The sequence below is a fragment of the Streptomyces sp. SudanB182_2057 genome (assembly GCF_964272715.1).
Lineage (GTDB): Bacteria > Actinomycetota > Actinomycetes > Streptomycetales > Streptomycetaceae > Streptomyces > Streptomyces rubradiris.
Genome location: NZ_OZ186798.1, coordinates 2,793,396 through 2,813,879, shown reverse-complemented (window position 1 = coordinate 2,813,879; position 20,484 = coordinate 2,793,396). Strand labels below are relative to the sequence as shown.

The 20,484-nt window shown below is 72.9% G+C and carries 21 protein-coding genes and 2 riboswitches; of the genes, 10 read left to right on the top strand and 11 right to left on the bottom strand.

Features of this window, described 5'->3' with window-relative positions:
- Positions 1-2 precede the first annotated feature (2 nt).
- From ACSURM_RS11910 to ACSURM_RS11895, 4 genes are all read left to right on the top strand, one after another.
- A complete protein-coding gene (locus ACSURM_RS11910; protein WP_436954982.1) occupies positions 3-1,226 on the top strand; it encodes an Ig-like domain-containing protein in 1,224 nt (407 codons plus the stop codon).
- A 169-nt stretch (positions 1,227-1,395) separates the two neighbouring features.
- Positions 1,396-2,625 (top strand): L,D-transpeptidase, encoded by a 1,230-nt coding sequence (locus ACSURM_RS11905; RefSeq protein ID WP_436954981.1) that lies wholly within the window; start codon positions 1,396-1,398, stop codon positions 2,623-2,625.
- A gap of 81 nt (positions 2,626-2,706) precedes the next feature.
- Positions 2,707-3,474: an enoyl-CoA hydratase/isomerase family protein gene (locus tag ACSURM_RS11900; RefSeq protein WP_436954980.1), complete on the top strand. Its 768-nt coding sequence runs from the start codon at positions 2,707-2,709 to the stop codon at positions 3,472-3,474.
- Positions 3,475-3,688: 214 nt separating this feature from the next.
- Complete coding sequence (locus tag ACSURM_RS11895) at positions 3,689-4,297, top strand: ATP-binding protein (RefSeq protein WP_436954979.1); 609 nt, start codon at positions 3,689-3,691, stop codon at positions 4,295-4,297.
- A gap of 359 nt (positions 4,298-4,656) precedes the next feature.
- Here the strand turns inward: ACSURM_RS11895 and ACSURM_RS11890 are convergent, their stop codons facing one another.
- Entirely contained in the window at positions 4,657-5,352 is a 696-nt protein-coding gene (locus ACSURM_RS11890) for an N-acetyltransferase family protein (protein WP_436954978.1), read from the bottom strand.
- Here ACSURM_RS11890 and ACSURM_RS11885 point away from each other — a divergent pair.
- Both ACSURM_RS11885 and ACSURM_RS11880 read left to right on the top strand, forming a co-directional pair.
- Entirely contained in the window at positions 5,351-6,262 is a 912-nt protein-coding gene (locus tag ACSURM_RS11885) for a MerR family transcriptional regulator (RefSeq protein WP_436954977.1), read from the top strand. The two genes, ACSURM_RS11890 and ACSURM_RS11885, sit on opposite strands and share 2 nt — an antisense overlap.
- A 60-nt stretch (positions 6,263-6,322) precedes the next feature.
- Positions 6,323-6,535 carry an EF-hand domain-containing protein gene (locus ACSURM_RS11880; RefSeq protein WP_189998490.1) on the top strand — a complete coding sequence of 71 codons (213 nt, stop codon included), beginning with the start codon at positions 6,323-6,325 and terminating at the stop codon, positions 6,533-6,535.
- Between the two features lie 60 nt (positions 6,536-6,595).
- Here the strand turns inward: ACSURM_RS11880 and ACSURM_RS11875 are convergent, their stop codons facing one another.
- Both ACSURM_RS11875 and ACSURM_RS11870 read right to left on the bottom strand, forming a co-directional pair.
- The gene (locus ACSURM_RS11875) at positions 6,596-7,378 is read right to left on the bottom strand and encodes an ABC transporter ATP-binding protein (RefSeq protein ID WP_436954976.1); all 783 of its coding nucleotides are present in this window, start codon (positions 7,376-7,378) and stop codon (positions 6,596-6,598) included.
- Positions 7,375-9,060: a 2-isopropylmalate synthase gene (locus ACSURM_RS11870; protein WP_436954975.1), complete on the bottom strand. Its 1,686-nt coding sequence runs from the start codon at positions 9,058-9,060 to the stop codon at positions 7,375-7,377. The genes ACSURM_RS11875 and ACSURM_RS11870 overlap by 4 nt, the downstream gene beginning before the upstream one ends.
- A gap of 205 nt (positions 9,061-9,265) precedes the next feature.
- Between ACSURM_RS11870 and ACSURM_RS11865 the strand changes: the two genes are divergently transcribed.
- Both ACSURM_RS11865 and ACSURM_RS11860 read left to right on the top strand, forming a co-directional pair.
- Entirely contained in the window at positions 9,266-9,970 is a 705-nt protein-coding gene (locus ACSURM_RS11865) for a FadR/GntR family transcriptional regulator (protein WP_436961047.1), read from the top strand.
- 163 nt (positions 9,971-10,133) lie between these two features.
- Positions 10,134-10,796, top strand: a complete 663-nt coding sequence (locus ACSURM_RS11860; protein WP_436954974.1) for an NADPH-dependent F420 reductase — start codon at positions 10,134-10,136, stop codon at positions 10,794-10,796.
- A gap of 19 nt (positions 10,797-10,815) precedes the next feature.
- On the opposite strand, the gene ACSURM_RS11855 is transcribed toward ACSURM_RS11860, so the two are convergent.
- The 8 genes from ACSURM_RS11855 to gcvT form a co-directional block, all read right to left on the bottom strand.
- On the bottom strand, positions 10,816-11,370 hold the full coding sequence (locus tag ACSURM_RS11855; RefSeq protein ID WP_436954972.1) for a glycoside hydrolase family 25 protein: 555 nt from the start codon (positions 11,368-11,370) through the stop codon (positions 10,816-10,818).
- A 37-nt stretch (positions 11,371-11,407) separates the two neighbouring features.
- Positions 11,408-12,439 carry a phosphatidylinositol-specific phospholipase C domain-containing protein gene (locus ACSURM_RS11850; protein ID WP_436954970.1) on the bottom strand — a complete coding sequence of 344 codons (1,032 nt, stop codon included), beginning with the start codon at positions 12,437-12,439 and terminating at the stop codon, positions 11,408-11,410.
- Between the two features lie 53 nt (positions 12,440-12,492).
- A complete protein-coding gene (locus ACSURM_RS11845; protein WP_436954968.1) occupies positions 12,493-13,635 on the bottom strand; it encodes a WD40 repeat domain-containing protein in 1,143 nt (380 codons plus the stop codon).
- Positions 13,622-14,029 carry a hypothetical protein gene (locus tag ACSURM_RS11840; RefSeq protein ID WP_189756669.1) on the bottom strand — a complete coding sequence of 136 codons (408 nt, stop codon included), beginning with the start codon at positions 14,027-14,029 and terminating at the stop codon, positions 13,622-13,624. The genes ACSURM_RS11845 and ACSURM_RS11840 overlap by 14 nt, the downstream gene beginning before the upstream one ends.
- Before the next feature lie 70 nt (positions 14,030-14,099).
- On the bottom strand, positions 14,100-15,467 hold the full coding sequence (locus tag ACSURM_RS11835) for an L-serine ammonia-lyase (RefSeq protein ID WP_359048657.1): 1,368 nt from the start codon (positions 15,465-15,467) through the stop codon (positions 14,100-14,102).
- Positions 15,468-15,571: 104 nt separating this feature from the next.
- Positions 15,572-16,837 carry a serine hydroxymethyltransferase gene (glyA, locus tag ACSURM_RS11830; protein WP_436954966.1) on the bottom strand — a complete coding sequence of 422 codons (1,266 nt, stop codon included), beginning with the start codon at positions 16,835-16,837 and terminating at the stop codon, positions 15,572-15,574.
- Between the two features lie 13 nt (positions 16,838-16,850).
- Positions 16,851-17,228: a glycine cleavage system protein GcvH gene (gene gcvH, locus ACSURM_RS11825; RefSeq protein WP_436954964.1), complete on the bottom strand. Its 378-nt coding sequence runs from the start codon at positions 17,226-17,228 to the stop codon at positions 16,851-16,853.
- Positions 17,229-17,365: 137 nt separating this feature from the next.
- Positions 17,366-18,484, bottom strand: a complete 1,119-nt coding sequence (gene gcvT / locus ACSURM_RS11820; protein WP_436954962.1) for a glycine cleavage system aminomethyltransferase GcvT — start codon at positions 18,482-18,484, stop codon at positions 17,366-17,368.
- Positions 18,485-18,525: 41 nt separating this feature from the next.
- Positions 18,526-18,639: riboswitch (glycine riboswitch) on the bottom strand.
- Positions 18,640-18,745: riboswitch (glycine riboswitch) on the bottom strand.
- Positions 18,746-18,922: 177 nt separating this feature from the next.
- Between gcvT and ACSURM_RS11815 the strand changes: the two genes are divergently transcribed.
- Together ACSURM_RS11815 and ACSURM_RS11810 are read left to right on the top strand one after the other, a co-directional pair.
- Positions 18,923-19,591: an AAA family ATPase gene (locus ACSURM_RS11815; protein WP_436954960.1), complete on the top strand. Its 669-nt coding sequence runs from the start codon at positions 18,923-18,925 to the stop codon at positions 19,589-19,591.
- A 66-nt stretch (positions 19,592-19,657) separates the two neighbouring features.
- On the top strand, positions 19,658-20,437 hold the full coding sequence (locus tag ACSURM_RS11810) for an enhanced serine sensitivity protein SseB (protein WP_436954958.1): 780 nt from the start codon (positions 19,658-19,660) through the stop codon (positions 20,435-20,437).
- The last annotated feature ends 47 nt before the right edge of the window (positions 20,438-20,484 follow it).

Sequence of the window (20,484 nt, the reverse complement as noted above, 5' to 3'; positions counted from 1 at the left end):
GTGTGAGGCACGCAACTGGACGCGCACGGCGCGCGGGGGCCGCGCTGGCCGCCGTACTGACATGGGCGGGGCTGCTCGCGGGCTGCTCCGTCGACGGCCCGGGAGCACTGGGCATGGGCGGGGCACGGGGGGAATCCCCGGCCCCCGAGGACGTCATCCGGGTGACCCCCGACGACGGGAGCCGGGCCGTACGCCCGGACGAGCGGCTGCGGATCCGGGTGCCCGGCGGGCGCCTGGAGAAGGTGACCGTCGTCAAGGAGCAGGACGCGCGGGTGTCGCCGGTCCCCGGGCGGATCGGCGCCGACGGGCTGACCTGGCGCCCCGACGAGGAAAAGCTGGCGCTCGCCGCCCGGTACACCGTCGACGTGGTGGCGCTGGACCCCCGGGGCCGCCGCTCGGCCCGGCACACCACCTTCACCACCTACGTCCCCGACGAACGGTTCATCGCCTACGTCACCCCGGAGAACCGCGCCACCGTCGGCACCGGGATGATCGTCTCGCTCTCCTTCAGCCGGGAGATCGCCGACCGGGCCGCCGTCGAGCGCGCCGTGAAGGTCACCGCCCGGCCGCCCGTCGAGATCCGCCCGCACTGGTTCGGCAAGAACCGCCTGGACTTCCGCCCGGAGCGGTACTGGAAGCCCGGCACCGAGGTCACCGTGGACCTGCGCCTGCGGGACGTGGAGGGCGCGCGGGGCGTGTACGGCCTCCAGGAGAAGACGGTGGCCTTCACCGTCGGCCGCGGCCAGGTCTCACTGGTCGACGCGGCCCGGCACATGATGGAGGTGCGGCGCGACGGAGTGCTGCTGGCCACCGTCCCCATCACCGCGGGCGCCCCCAAACACCCCACCTACAACGGCAAGATGGTGGTGATGGACATGCTGGAGGTCACCCGCATGAACAGCCGCACGGTCGGCTTCGGCGGCGAGTACGACATCCCCGACGTCCCGCACGCCATGAAGCTCACCGACTCCGGCACCTTCCTGCACGGCAACTACTGGGCCACGGACGCCCCCGGGACGGCCAACGTCAGCCACGGCTGCGTCGGGCTCAGGGACGTCAAGGGCGGCGGCTCGGACACCCCGGCGGGCTGGTTCTTCGACCGCAGCCTCGTCGGCGACGTCATCGAGGTCGTCAACAGTAAGGACAAGACGGTCGCCCCGGACAACGGGCTCGGCGGCTGGAACATGGACTGGAAGGACTGGACGGCGGGCACCGCGGTGAAGTGACGGCGCGGTGAGGGGGACCCGGCGGCCGAGGTGCAGGTCGCGGGGGGAATCTGCGACGGAACGGTGACGTTCACCCCGCGCCTGGCGCGCATTCAGGCAGTTAATATGCGCGCACATAAGTGGTGGGGAGCGGGCCGGGTCATGCCTGGTCCGGCGAGGGGAGAACAACTTGAACATACGGCCTGTACCGGGGGCGTCGGCACGGGGGCGGCGGGGCCGTAGGGGGCTGGCGCTGATAGCCGGGGCCCTGGCGCTGTCGCTCGCCGCGTGCGGCGGAGGCGGAGACTCCGGGGCCGGTTCCGGCAAGGGGAAGGGCAAGGGGGACGGGAAGGACGCGCAGTCCACGGCCGCGGTGAGCATCGCGCCCAAGGCCGGCGCCACCGGCGTGGACACCAGCGGTGTCCTGAAGGTCGGCGTCACCGGGGGCAAGCTGACCGAGGTCACCGTCAAGGACGAGAAGGGCACGAAGATCGAGGGCGCCATCGGCGCGGGCGGCGCGGCCTGGACGCCGTCGACCCATCTGGCCGCCGGCACCAAGTACTCGGTGCACGCGGTCGCCGAGGACTCCGCGGGCCGCCGGGCCGCCGAGGACTCCACGTTCACCACGCTGACGCCGAAGAACACCTTCATGGGCTACTTCACGCCCGAGGACGGCTCCACCGTCGGCGTCGGCATGCCGTTCTCCATACGCTTCACCCGGGGCATCACGCACCCCGAGGACGTCGAGAAGGCCATCCGCATCAAGACCGAGCCCGCCGTGCGGGTCGAGGGCCACTGGTTCGGCAACGACCGCCTGGACTTCCGCCCCGAGAAGTACTGGAAGCCCGGAACCAAGGTCACCGTCGACCTCGGCCTGGACGGCGTCGAGGGCCGCGACGGCGTCTACGGCAAGCAGCGCAAGACCGTGAAGTTCACCATCGGCCGCAACCAGGTCTCCATCGTGGACGCGGCCAAGCACACGATGAAGGTCACCCAGGACGGCAAGGTCGTCAAGACCATCCCGGTCACCACCGGCAAGCCCGGCTACGACACCTGGAACGGCCAGATGGTCATGAGCGAGAAGCTCACCGTCACCCGCATGAACGGCGAGACCGTCGGCTACGGCGGCGAGTACGACATCAAGGACGTCCCACACGCCATCCGCCTGACCACCTCCGGCACCTTCCTGCACGGCAACTACTGGGGCGGCGGCGCCTTCGGCAACTACAACGCCAGCCACGGCTGCGTGGGCCTGCGCGACGTGCGCGGCGGCTACGACAGCTCCGTCCCGGCGGCCTGGTTCTTCAACCACTCGATCATCGGTGACGTGGTGATCGTCAAGAACTCCCACGACCGCACGGTGGCCCCGGACAACGGCCTCAACGGCTGGAACATGCCCTGGGCGGAATGGACGAAGTGACCCCTGAGTGACGCGACGGGCCCGGTGCTGTGACCTACGGCACCGGGTCCGTCCGCGTTAGTGCCCGTTAACCTGAGCCCCATGACCGTCACTCTCGAAGTCGCCGAAGGCGTCGGCACCCTGCGGCTGGACCGGCCGCCGATGAACGCGCTGGACATCGCCACCCAGGACCGGCTGAAGGAACTGGCCGAGGAGGCCGGCCGCCGGGACGAGGTGCGCGCCGTGGTCATCTACGGCGGCGAGCGGGTGTTCGCGGCCGGCGCGGACATCAAGGAGATGCGGGACATGGACCACGCCGGGATGATCCGGCGCGCCCGTGCCCTCCAGGACGCGTTCACCGCCGTCGCCCGCATCCCCAAGCCCGTCGTCGCCGCCGTCACCGGCTACGCGCTCGGCGGCGGCTGCGAACTGGCCCTGTGCGCGGACTACCGCATCGCCGCCGACAACGCCAAGCTCGGCCAGCCCGAGATCCTGCTCGGGCTGATCCCGGGCGCCGGCGGCACCCAGCGGCTGCCCCGGCTGATCGGCCCGTCCCGGGCCAAGGACCTGATTTTCACGGGGCGTCAGGTCAAGGCCGACGAAGCCCTGGCGCTCGGCCTGGTGGACCGGGTCGTCCCGGCCGCCGAGGTGTACGAGCAGGCGCACGCCTGGGCCGCCCGGCTCGCCAAGGGCCCGGCGATCGCGCTGCGCGCGGCCAAGGAGTCGGTCGACACCGGCCTGGAGACCGACATCGACACCGGGCTCGCCGTGGAACGGAACTGGTTCGCGGGCCTGTTCGCCACCGAGGACCGCGAGCGGGGCATGCGCAGTTTCGTGGAGGAGGGCCCCGGCAAGGCGAAGTTCGTCTGACGGTTCGGTGAACGGCCGGTGGGACGGGCGTGTCCCGCCCCGCCGGCCCGGCCGGACGCCGGTCGATTGACGGGTTGTCTGATTCCCGGGTCCCCCGTTGGGGCGGTTTGTGCAAGCCTTGGGGCAGCCCTGGAACCGCGCCGCCGAGGGAGTCCGACGCTTGCCGGAAAGTGAGCCGTCGCCGCAGGTCAGCGGGGCCCTGTCAGACCTTTCCATGCCCCCGGCATATGCTCCCGGACAGGGCCGGATCGAGGATGCCCGGCGGGGGTATTCCCCCGGAACGCCCCCCAAGACGGCTCCGGACGGCCATCATGGGGGCATGGCGGGGCTGGAGGGCAACGAACAGCCGCGGGGACACGGCCGCGCAGCCGCGGCACGCTGGTCGCCCGCGGTCGCGGACGAACAAGCGCTCAAAGTGCTGGAACTGCTCGGCGACCCGACGGAGGCGGAGGTCCCGCTGCCGTCCCGCCCGGAATCCGCCGCCAGCGCCCGCCGGCTCGCCCAGGTCGTGGTCCTGGACACCTGGCGGCTCAGCCCCAGACTGTCCGAGGACGCCGTGCTCCTGGTGTCGGAACTCGTCGGCAACGCCGTACGGCACACCGGCGCCCGTGTCTTCGGCCTGCGCATGCGGCGCCGCCCCGGCTGGATCCGGGTGGAGGTCCGCGACCCCTCGCGCGCCCTGCCCTGCCTGCTGCCGGTCCAGGAGACCGACGTCAGCGGCCGCGGCCTGTTCCTCGTGGACAAACTGTCCGACCGGTGGGGCGTGGACCTGCTGCCACGCGGCAAGACCACCTGGTTCGAGATGCGCGTCGCCGACCGGTAGCCGCCATGCCCTCCGGTGGCTGACCGGTAGCCGCCACGCTCTCCGGTGGCCGACCGGCGGCGAGCCCGCCGCTTCCCGCACCGACGGCAAGGCGCTGCGGCTGCCCGTCCACTACGACTCCGAGCCCAACGCCCGCACCCTCCGCCCCGGCACCGAGCCCAACGCCGTCGGCCCCGCTCCGGTGTGGCACTGAGGCCGTCGGCCCCTGCTCCGGTGTGGCACCGTGCGCTGTCGGCCCCCGCTCCGGCACGGAACTGAACGCCGTCGTCCCCGCATCGGCGTCGAGCCGGCCCGTGTCAAGGTCGGCGACGGACCGTACGGTCCGGCCGTCCACCCCAGCCGGTCCGCGGCTCACCCGGTCACGCCGGTGTCTCGCGCTGAAGCAGCAGCTCCGCGCCCACCGGCCGGTACCCCGCCGCCTGGAACACCCGCAGACCACGGGCGTTGCCCGGGGCGACCTGCGCCCACAGCGGCTCCCCGGCCAGCTGCCGGGCGGCGGTCACCAGCAGCCGCCCGAGCCCCCGGTGCCGGGCGGCCTCGTCCACCTCGACCGACACCTCCAGCCGCCCGGCGACCCCGCGCCCCAGCGCCAGTACCCCGCCGTCGGCGGCCCAGGCCCGTACCCCGTCCCGGCGTCGGCGGGCGTAGGCGATCCGGGGATGCGCCGGGTCGTCGATCTCGCGCAGCGCGCACGCCGGCCCGCCCGGCAGCGGGTCGGCCACCAGCACCGCGTCGATCGTCTCCGCCGTACGCCCGGTCCGGTCCAGCAGGGCCGTCAGGAAGCGGGGGTGGAGCGACGCGGCGAGCGGATCACAGTCCGTCGCGCGCAGCGCCCGCTCCACCCACCCGGGGTCCTCGTCGGTGAAGACCACCGTGTGCGCGGTGAAGGACAGCACTCCGGCGTCCCGGGGCGAGGGCTGCGGCAGCACCCTCGTGGTGCCGTCCGCCGGCGGGAAGCGCCCCGCTGCCGCCGCGTCGAGAACGTCCCGCAAGGTTTCGACGGCCCCGCACCCCCTTGAGTCTCCACCCGCTGGAGGGCCCAGACTCCCAGGCATGAACGACGACGGCACCAGGCTGTTCACCATCGGCGAGCTGGCCCGGGCCACCGGGATGAGCGTGCGCACCATCCGCTACTGGTCCGACGAGGGCGTGCTCACCCCGGTGACCCGCTCGTCCGGCGGATACCGGCTCTACGACGCCGGGAGCGCGGCCCGGCTGGAACTGGTGCGCACCCTGCGCGAACTCGGGCTCGGCCTGGACGAGGTGCGCACGGTGCTGGCCGGCGAGCGGACCGTGGCGGAGGTCGCGGCCACGCACGTGGCGGCGCTGGACGCGCGGATCCGGTCGCTGAAGGTGACCCGCGCGGTGCTGTCGACCGTGGCCCGCCGGGGCTCCGAAGCAGAGGAGATGACGCTCGTGAACAAGCTCGCGCGGCTGTCCGCCGCCGAACGGCAGCGGATCATGGAGGAGTTCGTGGCGGAGACGCTGCACGGACTGGACACCGTGGACCCCGACATCCGGGAGCGGATCCGGCGCACCGCCGTCGACCTGGCCGAGGACCCCACGCCCGAGGAGGCCGACGCCTGGGTGGAGCTGGCCGAGATGCTCCAGGACCCGGAGTTCCGGGCGCAGATGCGCCGGGCCGTCGAGTTCAACGCGGCCGACCGAAGGCCCGGCGAGCCGGGCGGGCGGTCCCTGTGGTTCGCCAAGCGGCTCGTGGAACTCGTGGGGCCGGCCCGGGAACGCGGCGTCGACCCCGCGGGCCCCGGCGCCGAGGAGGTGCTGGACGACCTGTTCGGCGACGCCGACCGGGCCGGGGTGCTGGAGCGCATGACGGCCGGCTTCGACGAGCGCGTGGCCCGCTACCGGCACCTGCTCGCCGTGGTGAACCGGCAGCCCGCCCCACCGCACACCGAGGACTTCGCGTGGGTGGTCGACGCACTCCGCGCTCGTGCGGGCCGTTAACCTGACCAGCGTCAGTACGCCAGCACGGCATGAGAAACACGAGCAAAAAGGGGCGGATCGGTGGCGGACATCGAGGAAGCACGCAAGCAGTTCCAGCGGATGGACGCGGACGGTGACGGTTTCATAACCGCCGCGGAGTTCAAGTCCGCCCTGGCGCAGGAAGGCGACTGGAACGTCACCGAGACGGTCGCGGAGGCCATCATCAAGTCCCGTGACCTCGACGGCGACAAGGTCCTGTCGTTCGACGAGTTCTGGGCCTACCTGAACAAGTGACCCCGGGACGGTGAAGGGGTGCCCGTCCCGCACGGACCGGACACCCCCTCCGTCACCCCGTCACCGCCTGATCCGCACGCTCCAGCGGCCCTCGTGCCGCTGGAGCGTCAGCGGCAGCCCGAAGCACGCGCCGACCTGGTCGCCGGTGAGCACCGAGCCCACCGGACCCGAGGCCAGCACCCGCCCCTCACGCAGCAGCACGGCGTGCGTGGTGCCCGCGGGCAGCTCCTCCAGATGGTGCGTGACCAGCACCGTCGCCAGCTCCGGACGCTCCGCCCGCAGCTTCTCCAGGGCCTCGATCAGCAGCTCCCGGCCGGGCAGGTCCAGACCGGTCGCCGGCTCGTCCAGGAGCAGCAGCCGCGGCTCGGGCATCAGCGCCCGCGCGATCAGCGTCCGGCCGCGCTGCCCCTGCGACAGCGTCGGCCACCGCGCGTCCCGCAGCGCGCCCAGCCCCAGCGTGGCCAGCAGCGCCTCGGCCCGCTCCCGCTGCTCGGGGGTGGGCCGCCACCGGGGGACCGGCTCCACGGAGTTCGTCGCCCCGGTCAGCACCACGTCCCGCACCCGCAGCGGCGAGGTCAGCGGATGGCGCGGGTCGACATGTCCGACCAGCGTCCGCAGCTGCCGCAGATCCACCCGGCCCAGCCGGTGCCCGAGCACCTCCACCGTGCCCCGGGTCGGATGCACCACCGCGCCGAGCAGCCCGAGCAGCGTGGACTTGCCCGCGCCGTTGGCGCCGAGCAGCGCCCAGTGCTCACCGGCCCGCACGGTCAGCGACACCTCCTCCAGCAGGGCCCGCCCGTCCCGGACGACATGGACGTCCTCGGCGCGCAGTACCTCGCTCACCGCACCGCCCGGTTCACCGCGGACAGCACCGCCCGCACCGTGGCCGACGGTCCCGTGCCCGCGCCCCAGGCCGTGACCCCGTCGACCCGGCACTTGGCGAAGGCCGCCGCCGGGCCCTGGGCGAAGTCCAGGATCTCCACCGTCAGCCCGGCCCCGGCCAGCGCGTCGGCGAACGCGGTCGCCACTCCGGAGCCCGTGCCCTCGTGGTCGCCGACGCGGTCGCCGGCCTCCAGCGTGCCCACGAAGCGGTGGACGCCGGGCGCCTCCTCGTGCGCGGACCAGGCGTGCAGCCGTACCGCGCCCTCGGCCAGATAGGCCGCCCGGAACAGCTCGTACAGCTCCTTCGGGGTGGCCTCCCGCCCGCTGTCGTCGGTCGCCTCCTGCACGATCCGGGCGAACTCCGGCCGCATGTCCGGTGGCAGGTCGATCCCCGCGTGCCGGCTCAGCAGGTACGCCATCCCGCCCTTGCCGGACTGGGAGTTGACGCGGATCACCGCCTCGTAGGACCGCCCGAGGTCGGCCGGGTCGACGGGCAGGTACGGCACCTCCCACGGCGCCTCCCGCTCGCTCAGCCCCGCCTCGGCCGCCCGCCGGGCGTGGTGGGCCAGCCCCTTGCTGATGGCGTCCTGGTGGGTGCCGGAGAAGGCGGTGTGGACCAGCTCGCCGGCGTACGGGTGCCGGGGGTGCACGGGCAGCCGGTTGCAGTGCTCCACCGTCTCCCGTACCGCGTCGATGTCACCGAAGTCGACCATCGGGTCGACCCCTTGGGTGTAGACGTTGAGGGCCAGGGTCACCAGGTCGACGTTGCCGGTGCGCTCGCCGTTGCCGAAGAGGCAGCCCTCCACCCGCTGCGCCCCGGCCAGCACGGCGAGTTCGGCGCAGGCCACGCCCGTGCCGCGGTCGTTGTGCGGGTGGACGGAGAGGATGACGGACCCTCGGCGGGACAGGTTGCGGTGGATGTACTCGACCTGGTCGGCGTAGACGTTCGGGGTGGCGATCTCCACCGTCGCCGGCAGATTGTGGATCACCGGCCGGTCCGGGCTCGCGTCCCACAACTCGGTGAGGCCGTCGCACAGTTCGAGCACGAAATCGGGTTCGGTCAGGTTGAAGGTCTCGGGGGAGAACTGGAAGCGGACGCCGGGGGTGTCGCCGGCCCGCCGGGCCATGTGCGCGGCCGCCTCCCGCACGGTGCGCCACACCTCGTCCCGGCCCCGCCCGAGCACCACGTCCCGCCACACCGGCGAGGTCGCGATGTACAGGTGCACGACCGCCCGGGGCAGCCCGGCGATCGCGTCGAAGGTCCGGTCGATCAGGTCGGTGCGGGCGGGCGTGAACACCACGGGCGTCACATCGTCCGGTACGGCCCCGTCCGCCACGAGGTGCCGTACGAAGTCGAAGTCCGTCCGGCTCGCGGAGGGATAGCCGACCTCGATCTCCTTGAAGCCGGTCGCCACCAGCAGATCGAAGAAGCGGCGCTTGCGGGGGGTGTCCATCGGTTCGGCGAGCGCCTGGTTGCCGTCGCGCAGGTCGACGGGGACCCACAGCGGGGCGCGCTCGAGGCGGGCGGAGGGCCAGCGGCGGTCCCCGGCGGGGACGTGCACGCGGTCCTGGTAGGGGCGGTAACGGTGGTACGGCATGCGGCTGGGCCGCTGCGGGTTCCAGACGTCGGGGGCGGTGGTCATCGTCGGCTGTGGCTTCGGCTCGGTCGGAAGGTGACCGGCAGCACCAAGCCCCGCGGCGGGGCGCCGGTCGCGTCAGACCCCGCCGCGGCAGCCGAGAAGAAGCAGACCGCGGAACATGCGGGGTACGCTATCCACTCCTCAGCTCCTCAGACAAGTGAGAATCGGCGGGCAAGACCCGCACCCCTCGGACAAGTTGGTGACCCCCATGCCGCTCGGCGCCCTCCGCCCCAGCCCGTTGGCCGAACAGGCCGCGCAGCGCCTGCGCGAACAGATCGCGGCCGGACACTGGCCGGTCGGCGGCAAGCTGCCCGGCGAGACCACGCTGGCCAAGGAGCTGGGGGTGGGGCGCTCCACGGTCCGCGAGGCCCTGCGCGCCCTCGCCGGCGCCGGCCTGGTCCGGTCCCGGCACGGCGCCGGGGTGTTCGTCATCGCCACCGAGCCCGCCGAGGACTGGCCCGCCCGGCTGCGCCGGGCCGCGGTCACCGACGTGTACGAGGTCCGCATGGGCGTCGAGGTCCAGGCGGCCCGGCTCGCCGCGCGCCGCCGCACCCCGGAGGACATCGCCGCGCTGCGGGCCGCGCTCGAGGGCCGCCGCGCGGCCGTCGCGGCCGACGACGCGGCCTTCGTGGAGGCCGACATCGCCCTGCACGCGGCCGTGGTCACCGCCGCCCACAACCCGGTCCTGTCCGATCTGTTCACCGAGTTCGTCCCCGTCCTGCGCGAGGGTCTGATCGCCGTCCTGGACCTCACCAGCCTCCGCGAGACCGACCCCGGCACCGGCGACCGCACCCACACGGGCCTGGTCGAAGCAGTCGTCGCCGGTGAGCCGGAGGCGGCGGCGGCCGTCCTGCACGCCGAGCTGGAGTCGACGCTCGGCCTGTTGCGGGCGGGGGGCGAGGAGGCGCCGTAGCCGGTACGGGCGTTCCCCGCCGGCGCCGGTCCCGCGGGGCGGCCGCCGACCGGCCACGGCTACGGCGGCCTGGGGTTTTCCGGTGGCGGAATAGGGCGGCCGCCCGCGAGGTTGCCCAGGACGACAGAAGCATGCACGTGCATCAACCGGCGGAAGGTCGGCCATGAAGATCGGCATCATCGGCGCGGGGAACATCGGCGGCAACCTCACCCGGCGGCTCACCGCCCTCGGCCACGACGTCTCCGTCGCCAACTCCCGCGGCCCCGAGACCCTGAAGGACCTGGCGCGGGAGACCGGCGCCACCCCGGTGCGCGCCGAGGACGCGGCCGAGGGCGCCGAGATCGTCGTCGTCACCGTCCCCCTGAAGGCGGTCCCGGACCTCCCCGCGGGCCTGCTGGACGGAGCGGCCGAGGGGGCCGCGGTGATCGACACGAACAACTACTACCCCAAGCAGCGCGACGGCCGGATCGACGCCATCGAGGACGGGGGCCTGACCGAGAGCCGCTGGGTCGAGCAGCACCTCGGCCACCCCGTGATCAAGGCGTTCAACGGCACCTACGCCGAGGACATCCTGGACCGCCCGCTGCCCGCCGGCCACCCCGACCGCATGGCGCTGCCCGTCGCCGGGGACGACGAGGCCGCCAAGGCGAAGGTGCGCGCCCTGATCGACGAGATCGGCTTCGACACGGTCGACGCCGGCGGCATCGACGAGTCCTGGCGCCAGCAGCCGGACACTCCGGTCTACGCCCTGCGGGCGGGCGCGGACGCGGTACGGGAGGCCCTGAGCAAGGCGTCCCCGCAGCGCCCGGCGGACTTCCGGTACTGAGAAGACCGCCGCCCGGCCGCTAGGGCGTGGCCCAGTCGCGCAGCTCGTCCTTGTCCGCGAACCGGGCCACGTTCTTGTCGAGGGGCTCGCTGGTGTACTGGTGGAACCGCCACTTTGCCTTGATCCGGGGCTTGCCCTTGGTGACGTAGTCGGCGATCCACAGCCCGTCCCCGGCGTAGGACGTGGTGTCGATGTTCAGCCAGAAGTGGCGGTTGCAGTAGAGCACGACCCGGTTGTCCGGCCGCAGCTCCTTCAGCCTGCGGATGAAGCGGTCCTTCTCCGCGTTGCTCGCGTGGGTCCCCTCGCCGGTGTTCTCCCAGTCGACGGCGAGGACATCGCCGGGGCGGTCCGGGGCGTGCCGCAGGAAGTACTCGGCCTGGGCGGTGATGTGGCCCGGCCACAGGAAGTGGTAGAAGCCGACGACCAGGCCCGCGTCACGCCCTCGCTTGGTCTGGGCCGCGAGCCTGGGATTGACGTACGAACGGCCCTCCGTCGCCTTGACGAAGACGAAGGAGAGGCCGTCCGTGGCATAGGAGGAGGACTGGAAGGCGCTGACGTCGATGCCATGGAGCATGCAGGGGTTGTGCCCTGTCGGCCCGTGGCCGGAACATTCAGCCCCGGGCCGTCACCGAACCGAGTACGGACGCGGACTTCGCCGACCAGTCCGAAGTGATCAGGCTCGCATGGCCCTTGGCCAACAACGCGATCCGGGCGGCGACTTCGGCGTCCGTCGGGTTGGTGGAGGAGATCGCCGGGGACACGTTGTGGGCGTCGGTGGCGATCAGTATGTAGTGGTTCGCGGCGTAGAACGAGGTGTCGTAGCCGTTGTCGGCGTAGGTCGCCGCGTCGCCGTCGAAGAACACGAACCAGGGCCGGATCGAGGCGTCGTAGCGGCTGGTGCGCGGGTCGCCGTTCGCCGCGCCCAGCACGGCGGGGAAGGCCTGGGCAGCGGAGATGTTCCCGGCCGCGGACAGGTCGCGCAGACGGTCGCCGTACTCCTCGTCCGTCCAGTAGCTGTCGAACGGGTTGGCCTGCTCCACCGTGCCGGGGATCAGATCGAAGAGGAACTTGCCCTTCAGCGCGTCCCGGGCCGGCCAGGCGTCGGCCTTCGCCGCCGCGTCCAGCGTGGCATAGGTGCCGCCGAGCAGATCCGCCGGTTTGTAGACGTCGCCGCCCAGCTTCTGTGCGACGAGCGTGTCGAACTCGTCCGGGCCCATGCCCGCCTTGTCGTTGAAGCCGACCTTCATCTCCACCTTGACGACGATCGGCGGATGGTCGGGGTGCAGCCGGTTCCAGGCGGCCATGTTGTCCAGACAGCTGCCGAGGTCCTGGTTACGGCTCTTGCTGTACAGCTCGCTCGGCGTCTTGGCGGCCTCGCAGTTGTTGTCGTTGCCCAGCGGGTTGCTGTGGCTGACCCGCCAGCGGTGGCTGATGCTGTCGACGTACACGTCCAGCTCCAGCAGCGCGGCGCCGGAGTCCAACGCCTGCGCGAAGTACGGGTACTTGTCCTTCTCGTACGCGTTGTGCGTGCCGATGGCCGTCGTCCCGGAGAACTTCGGTGACGCCGCCTGGGCGTTCACCGGCGCCACCGCCAGCACCGCGGCGGCCCCCGCGAGCGCCACCAGTCGTCTCACCCCACGCATGACCGAACTCCCCTTGGCCGACGCCGAGTTGGCGGCAGCCTAGGGGTGATCGGTTACCGCGTGGTAGCCCCTGGAGGAACATCGGCCTCCGTAACCGGCGAGCGCCACCACAGGCTGGCCGTCCCGTCGGCCCCCACGGTGGCCACCAGCCGGGCGTCCGGGCTGAAGGCGAGCGCGGTGACGCGCTCGGCCCCGTCACCGAGCGGACGGCCCAGCGGGCGGGGCCGCGCGCGGTCGGTGACGTCCCACAGCCGCACGGTCCGCGCGGAATCGACGGTCGCCAGCAGCCGGGCGTCGGGACTGAAGGCGAGCGCGGTCGTGCGCCCCCCCGGGCCGCCGAAGGCGGGACCCGCCGCCTCGGGGCGCCGGGGATCCGACACGTCCCACAGCCGCACCGACCCCTCGGCACCGGCGACGGCGAGGGTGCGGCCGTCGGCGGAGAACTGGGCGGCGGCGACCGCCTGGCGCAGCCGGCTCAGGGTGGTCGGCCGCGGCGGCCGGCCCGTGTCCAGGCGCAGCTCCGCCAGCCGGGCCGGGCCGGTCGTGCCCGAGTCGGCGAGGACGACCCGGTCCCGGCCCGCCGCCACCGCCTTCACCTCCATCGGGGCACCGTCGACGGACCACCGGGTCACCCCCGAGCCGACGGCGAGCGCCCGCACGTCCGCCCCCCCGGCCGCCACCAGCGTGCGGCCGTCCGGACTCGTCGTGACGGCCGTCACCCGGCGCACGCCCGCCGGGACCGGGACGCGTTCGGGGCGTCCGGGGTCCGCCACGTCCCAGGTACTGGCCGAGGTCCGGGTGACCGTCACCAGCAGCCGCCCGTCCGGGGTGAACGCCAGCGCCTCGGCCCGCCCGCGCGGACCGAGCCGCCCGGCGGCGGTCAGGCTCCAGTGCTCCGGGCCGGGCGGCTGGACCTGCCCCGGCGCCACCCCCCGCCAGGGGCCGGGCAGCACGGCGGCGGCCGTCAGACACGTCAGGGCGACCAGCCAGGCGGTGAGCAGGCCCGGAAACCACCGGCCCCGGGACCCCAGCCGGTGCCGTGCCGGGACCGGCGCCGTCCCCGGCGGCACCGGGCGCGTCCCCAGGGCGGCGACCAGCCGCGTGCCGGGGCCCGCGTGCCGCACCGGCGGCAGGTCGGCAGGGCGGACGGCCAGCGCCAGTACCAAACGACCGAGCGCGCTGTCAGCTCGCGGCACTGGACCCCCTCGGCTGCGACAGCGCCTCTTCGGCATCCGCGCCGGCCTGCCGGGCGGTGGGCAGCGGGGGCTCGGGCTGCTGACCCGCGCCCGCGCCGGTGATCGGGATCGCCTGGAAGAACTTCGCCACGACCAGCGGGGTGGTCACCCCCACGGCGAACGCGGCGGTCGCGTTCGGCAGCTGACCGGAGTTCCCCAGCGCCGCGGTGAGACCGAACCCGGCGAACAGCCGCAGCCCGATGGCCACCAGCATCACCGGCCGGTCGGCACGGGTGCGCCAGGGCCAGCGCCAGCGGCTGCGCGGACCCGTCGGACGCATCAGCGCCGAGAGGTTGAGCGCTTCGGCCACACTGCTGCCGAGCAGTCCCCACAGCGCGGGGTACAGGTCGATCACGCTACGGATGTTAGCTCTCGGTGACGCGAAAAAAGCTATTTGTGACGGCGTGGTCGGAAATCGTACCGGTTCAGCACTCGATGATGTTGACCGCCAGGCCGCCCCGGGCCGTCTCCTTGTACTTCACGCTCATGTCGGCGCCGGTGTCCTTCATGGTCTTGATGACCTTGTCCAGGGACACCTTGTGGGAGCCGTCGCCGCGCATCGCCATCTTCGCGGCCGTGACCGCCTTCACCGCGGCCATGCCGTTGCGCTCGATGCACGGGATCTGGACCAGGCCGCCGACCGGGTCGCAGGTCAGGCCCAGGTTGTGCTCCATGCCGATCTCGGCCGCGTTCTCCACCTGCTCGGGGGAGCCGCCGAGCACCTCGGCGAGCGCGCCCGCCGCCATGGAGCAGGCGGAGCCCACCTCGCCCTGGCAGCCGACCTCGGCGCCGGAGATGGAGGCGTTCTCCTTGAAGAGCATGCCGATCGCCCCGGCGGCGAGCAGGAAGCGGACCACGCCGTCCTCGTCCGCGCCCGGCACGAAGTCGATGTAGTAGTGCAGCACCGCCGGGATGATGCCGGCCGCGCCGTTGGTGGGGGCCGTCACCACCCGGCCGCCGGCCGCGTTCTCCTCGTTCACCGCCATGGCGTAGAGCGTGATCCACTCCATGGCGTGCGCCAGCGGGTCGCCCTCGGCGCGCAGCTGGCGGGCCGAGACGGCCGCGCGGCGGCGCACCTTCAGCCCGCCGGGCAGGATGCCCTCCCGGGACATGCCGCGCTGGACGCACTCGCGCATCACCCGCCAGATCTCCAGCAGGCCCGCGCGGATCTCCTCCTCGGTGCGCCAGGCCCGCTCGTTCTCCAGCATCAGCGAGGAGATCGACAGGCCGGTCTCCTTGGTCAGGCGCAGCAGCTCGTCGCCCGTGCGGAACGGGTACTTCAGGACCGTGTCGTCCAGCACGATCCGGTCCGCGCCCACCGCGTCCTCGTCGACCACGAAACCGCCGCCGACCGAGTAGTACGTCTTCGTCACCAGCTCGGTGCCCGAGGCGTCGTACGCCCACAGGGTCATGCCGTTCGCGTGGTACGGCAGCGCCTTGCGGCGGTGCAGGACCAGGTCGTCGTCGTAGGAGAACGGGATCTCGTGCTCGCCGAGCAGCGCTATCCGGCCCGCCTGCCGGATCTTCTCCACCCGCTCGTCGGCCGTCTCCACGTCCACCGTGCGCGGCGAGGCGCCCTCCAGGCCGAGCAGCACCGCCTTCGGGGTGCCGTGGCCGTGGCCGGTCGCGCCGAGCGAGCCGTACAGCTCGCAGCGCAGGGAGGCGACGGAGCCGAGCAGGCCCTCGTTGCGCAGCCGGCGGGCGAACATGCGCGCCGCGCGCATCGGGCCGACCGTGTGGGAGCTGGACGGGCCGATGCCGATCGAGAACAGGTCGAAGACCGAGATGGCCACGGAGGACTCCTCAATACGGGGGTGGTGCGAAAGGGTCGGTACAGGGGCGCGGGCACCGCGCACGCCGGTACTCCCAGTGTGCGCGGTGCCCCGCGAAACGTGACTTACTTGCTCAGACCCGGGTACAGCGGGTGCTTGTCGGCGAGCGCCTTGACGCGCGCCTTGAGCGCCTCGGCGTCGTACGACGGCTTCAGCGTCTCCGCGATCACGTCCGCGACCTCGGCGAAGTCCTCGGCCGTGAAACCGCGCGTGGCCAGCGCCGGGGTGCCGATGCGCAGCCCCGAGGTGACCATCGGCGGGCGCGGGTCGTTCGGGACGGCGTTGCGGTTGACCGTGATGCCGACCTCGTGCAGCCGGTCCTCGGCCTGCTGCCCGTCCAGCTCGCTCTCGCGCAGGTCCACCAGGACCAGGTGCACGTCCGTGCCGCCGGACAGCACGTTCACCCCGGCCTCGCGCACATCGGCCGCGGTCAGCCGCTCGGCGAGGACGCGGGCGCCGTCCACCGTACGGCGCTGGCGCTCCTTGAAGTCCTCGCCCGCCGCGACCTTGAAGGACACCGCCTTGGCCGCGATCACGTGCTCCAGCGGACCGCCCTGGAAGCCTGGGAAGACGGAGGAGTTCAGCTTCTTCGCGAAGTCCTTCTTCGCGAGGATGATGCCGCCGCGCGGGCCGCCGAGCGTCTTGTGGGTCGTGGAGGTGACCACGTCGGCGTACTCCACCGGGTTCGGGTGCAGACCGGCGGCGACCAGGCCGGCGAAGTGCGCCATGTCGACCCACAGGTACGCGCCGGTCTCGTCGGCGATCCGGCGGAACTCCGCGAAGTCCAGCTGCCGGGGGTACGCCGACCAGCCCGCGATGATCACCTTGGGGCGGTGCTCCTTGGCGAGCCGCTCCACCTCGGCCATGTCGACCAGGCCGGTCTCGGCGTCCACGTGGTAGGCGACCACGTCGAACTGCTTGCCGGAGAAGTTCAGCCGCATGCCGTGGGTGAGGTGGCCGCCGTGCGCCAGGTCCAGGCCGAGGATGGTGTCCCCGGGCTGGGCCAGCGCGAACAGGGCCGCCTGGTTCGCGGAGGCGCCGGAGTGGGGCTGCACATTGGCGTACTCGGCGCCGAACAGCTCCTTGACCCGGTCGATGGCGATCTGCTCGGCCACGTCGACGTGCTCGCAGCCGCCGTAGTAGCGACGGCCCGGGTAGCCCTCGGCGTACTTGTTGGTGAGGACCGAACCCTGCGCCTCCATGACCGCGAGCGGCGCGAAGTTCTCGGAGGCGATCATCTCCAGCGTCGACTGCTGGCGGCTCAGCTCGGCGTCGACCGCGGCGGCGATCTCCGGGTCCAGCTCGTGCAGGGGCGTGTTCAGAACAGTCATGGGGTACGACTCCTCAGCCGGCGGTGAAGGCGGTGTACTCGTCGGCGGAGAGCAGCTCGGCCGGCTCCTCCGTGACGCGTACCTTGAACAGCCAGCCGCCCTCGAAGGGGGCCGAGTTCACCAGCGACGGGTCGTTGACGACGTCCTCGTTGATCTCGGTGACCTCACCCGTGACCGGCGAGTACAGGTCGGAGACCGACTTGGTGGACTCCAGCTCGCCGCAGGACTCGCCCGCGGTCACCGTGGAGCCGGCCTCGGGGAGCTGGACGAAGACGACATCGCCGAGCGCGTTGGCCGCGTGCTCCGTGATGCCGACCGTCGAGACGCCCTCCTGGGCGTCCGACAGCCACTCGTGCTCCTTGCTGTAGCGCAGCTGCTGGGGGTTGCTCATGGCCTGAATTCTCCTGTACGCGCGGGAGTGATGGTGACGGGGGGACTGAGGAAACCGCTGGTGAGCGGGCGAATGTGCGCAGGCTCACGCGCCGCCCTCGGGCCGGTGCCCCGGGCCGGAGCGGGCGCGGGCGGCGGTTACTTCTGGCGCTTGTAGAACGGCAGCGCCACGACCTGGTACGGCTCGTGGGTGCCCCGGATGTCCACGCCGACGCCCTCGGTGCCCGGCGCCGCGTGCGCCGCGTCGACGTAGGCCATGGCGATCGGCTTGCCCAGGGTGGGGGAGGGGGCGCCCGAGGTGACCTCGCCGATCACCTGGCCGCCGGCCACCACGGCGTACCCGGCGCGCGGCACCCGGCGGCCCTCGGCGACCAGCCCGACCAGCACCCGGGGCGGGTTCTGCCCGGCCCGCTCGGCGGCCTCGGCCAGCGCCGCGCGGCCCACGAAGTCGCCCTCCTTGTCGAACTTGACCACGCGGCCCAGCCCGGCGTCGAAGGGGGTCAGGGAGGTGGTCAGCTCGTGCCCGTACAGCGGCATGCCCGCCTCCAGGCGCAGCGTGTCCCGGCAGGACAGCCCGCACGGGACCAGGCCGACGCCCGCGCCGGCCTCGGTGAGCGCCTGCCACAGGCCGACGGCGTGCTCCGGCTTCACGAACAGCTCGAAGCCGTCCTCGCCGGTGTACCCCGTGCGGGCGATCAGCGCCGGGACGCCGGCGACCGTGCCGGGCAGCCCGGCGTAGTACTTCAGGCCGTCCAGGTCGGCGTCGGTGAGCGACTTCAGGATGCCGGGGGACTCGGGGCCCTGCACGGCGATCAGCGCGTAGGCGTCCCGGTCGTCGCGGACCTCGGCGGCGAAGCCGGCCGCGCGCTCGGTGAGGGCGTCCAGCACCACCTGGGCGTTGGAGGCGTTGGCCACGACCATGTACTCGGTCTCGGCCAGCCGGTAGACGATCAGGTCGTCCAGGATGCCGCCGTCGGCCTGGCAGATCATGGTGTAGCGGGCACGGCCGACCCCGACCGAGGCGATGTTGCCGACCAGGGCGTGGTTCAGGAAGGCGGCGGCCTCGGCGCCGGTGACGGTGATCTCGCCCATGTGGGAGAGGTCGAACAGACCGGCCCGGGTGCGCACGGCGAGGTGCTCGTCGCGCTCGGAGCCGTAGCGCAGGGGCATGTCCCAGCCGGCGAAGTCGGTCATCGTCGCGCCCAGCGAGCGGTGCACGGCGTCGAGCGCGGTATGACGGGGTTCGGTACTGCTCATCGGTCGGTCGTCTCCCAGGGCAAAGGACGGGCGAGGAACGTTCCTCCCCATCTGTCATCGGAACCTGAGAGGTTCGCCGCCACCGCCACGAGGACGATCACGGCTTGCACCTTGGGTGGAGCCGCCGGCGACGGCGGCCCGCTTTTCAGATGTGCCTCGCCCGCGCGGTAACGGGGCCTGAGAGATTCAAGGGAGGGACTTGCTCCTTCGGCGCCCCAGGCGGCCCCGAGGGGGGCCCGGGAACTCTCCCGCGCGGATTCAAACGGCCGGTATGCAGTTGGCGGGCTCATCATTGCACGCCACACCCCGGCCATCCAGAGCGTGCCGCTCGTGACCGACCTGTGGCCGTACGCACACGAACCGCCGACCGTTCTCCATTACCTTTCCTTTACACGAAACGGGCATGGGATCGATCGAGCCCTCGGGAGGACGATCACGGTGAACAGGACCTCGGCCTACGCCGCCCACGCCGGCCTCGCGGTGCCGGGACAGCCCTCCGCGGCGGTCCGCGAACGCGGCGCGGACCGCCCCGCGCCGGTCGTCCGCGATCTGCGCGACCGCGCCGGCCGCAGCCCGCACGCCCTGCTCTTCGGCCCCCGTGACCTGGTGGTCGTCACCGGCCTGCCCGGCAGCGGCAAGTCCACCCTGATGCGCCGCGCGGTCCCCGGCCGCCGCGTCGACTCCCAGGACACCCGGGACCGCTGGCAGGCCCGCGTCCCCGGCTTCCTGCCGTACGCGCTCTACCGCCCCCTGGTCCGCCTCGCCCACTACGCCGGACTGCGCCGCGCCCTGCGCACCGGGGAGGGGCTCGTCGTGCACGACTGCGGCACCCAGCCGTGGGTGCGCGCCTGGCTGGCCCGCGCGGCCCGGCGCCGGGGCGGCACCCTGCACCTGCTCCTCCTCGACGTCAGCCCCGAGACCGCCCGGCGGGGCCAGCGCGAGCGCGGCCGGGGCGTCTCCCGCTACGCCTTCCGCCGCCACCGCCGCGCCACCGCCCGGCTGCTGCGCGCGGTGGAGAAGGGGCAGTTGCCGGCCGGCTGCGGCGCGGCGGTGCTGCTGGACCGGGACGCGGCGGACGTCCTCGCCCGCGTCGGCTTCACTCGGTGAGGCACTGTCACAGCCACCCGCTAGCCTTCATGGTCACAGCAGTGGTTCCCAGCAGGCGGTAGGCACATGGACTTCCCGGCGGACTTCCCGGCACAGGCGCACCCGCACCCGCACGGCGGTTGGCCCGGCAACGAGCTGGAGGAGGTGTTGTCGGCCTCCCTCGGCATCCCCGCGGCGGGCGGCCGGATCGTCGAGGTCCTCGGCCGCAGCTTCCTGTGGATCCCGCTGCCCAATGGCGGGGGCCCGGACAGCGTCCCGCTGGACCTGCCGACGCTCGACATCGACGGCCAGACGTACGTCCCGGTGTTCAGCTCCGAGGAACAGCTCCGCCAGGTGGCCGGCTCCCACATGGCGTACACCATCGCCCCGGCGGTGGAGTTCGCCCGCGGCCTGCCCCCGCAGGTCGGCATCGCCGTCAACCCCGAGGGCGTGGTCGGCATACCGCTGCCGCCCCAGGCCGTGGCCGAGCTGTGCCGGGTGGGCCGCACCCCGCTCGACGGCCCCGGCACCGGCGGCCGGGTCCGCCTCTTCGAGCCCGACTGGCAGGACGACCCGGTGGACTTCCTCGCCGCCGCCTCCGCCGAGTTCGCCAACACCGGCGTGGTCCTCACCGCCCGCCGCTGCCTGGCCGCCGTCGAGACGGACGATCCGGCGATGTTCGTGGGCGTCGAACTCTCCCAGTGGGAAGGCGACCTGCGCGCCCTCCCCCTCCAGGCCCTCGGCAAGGCCCTGGCCGAGGTCCCCGTCAAGTGGCCGGTCAACCTGGTCCTGCTGGACGTGACGGACGACCCGGTGGCGACGTGGCTGAAGACGAACGTCCGCCCGTTCTACACCTACGCCCACTGAACCGAGCCCCGAAGGGGCGCGGGGCTGTGTCCGATATGCGGCTCCGC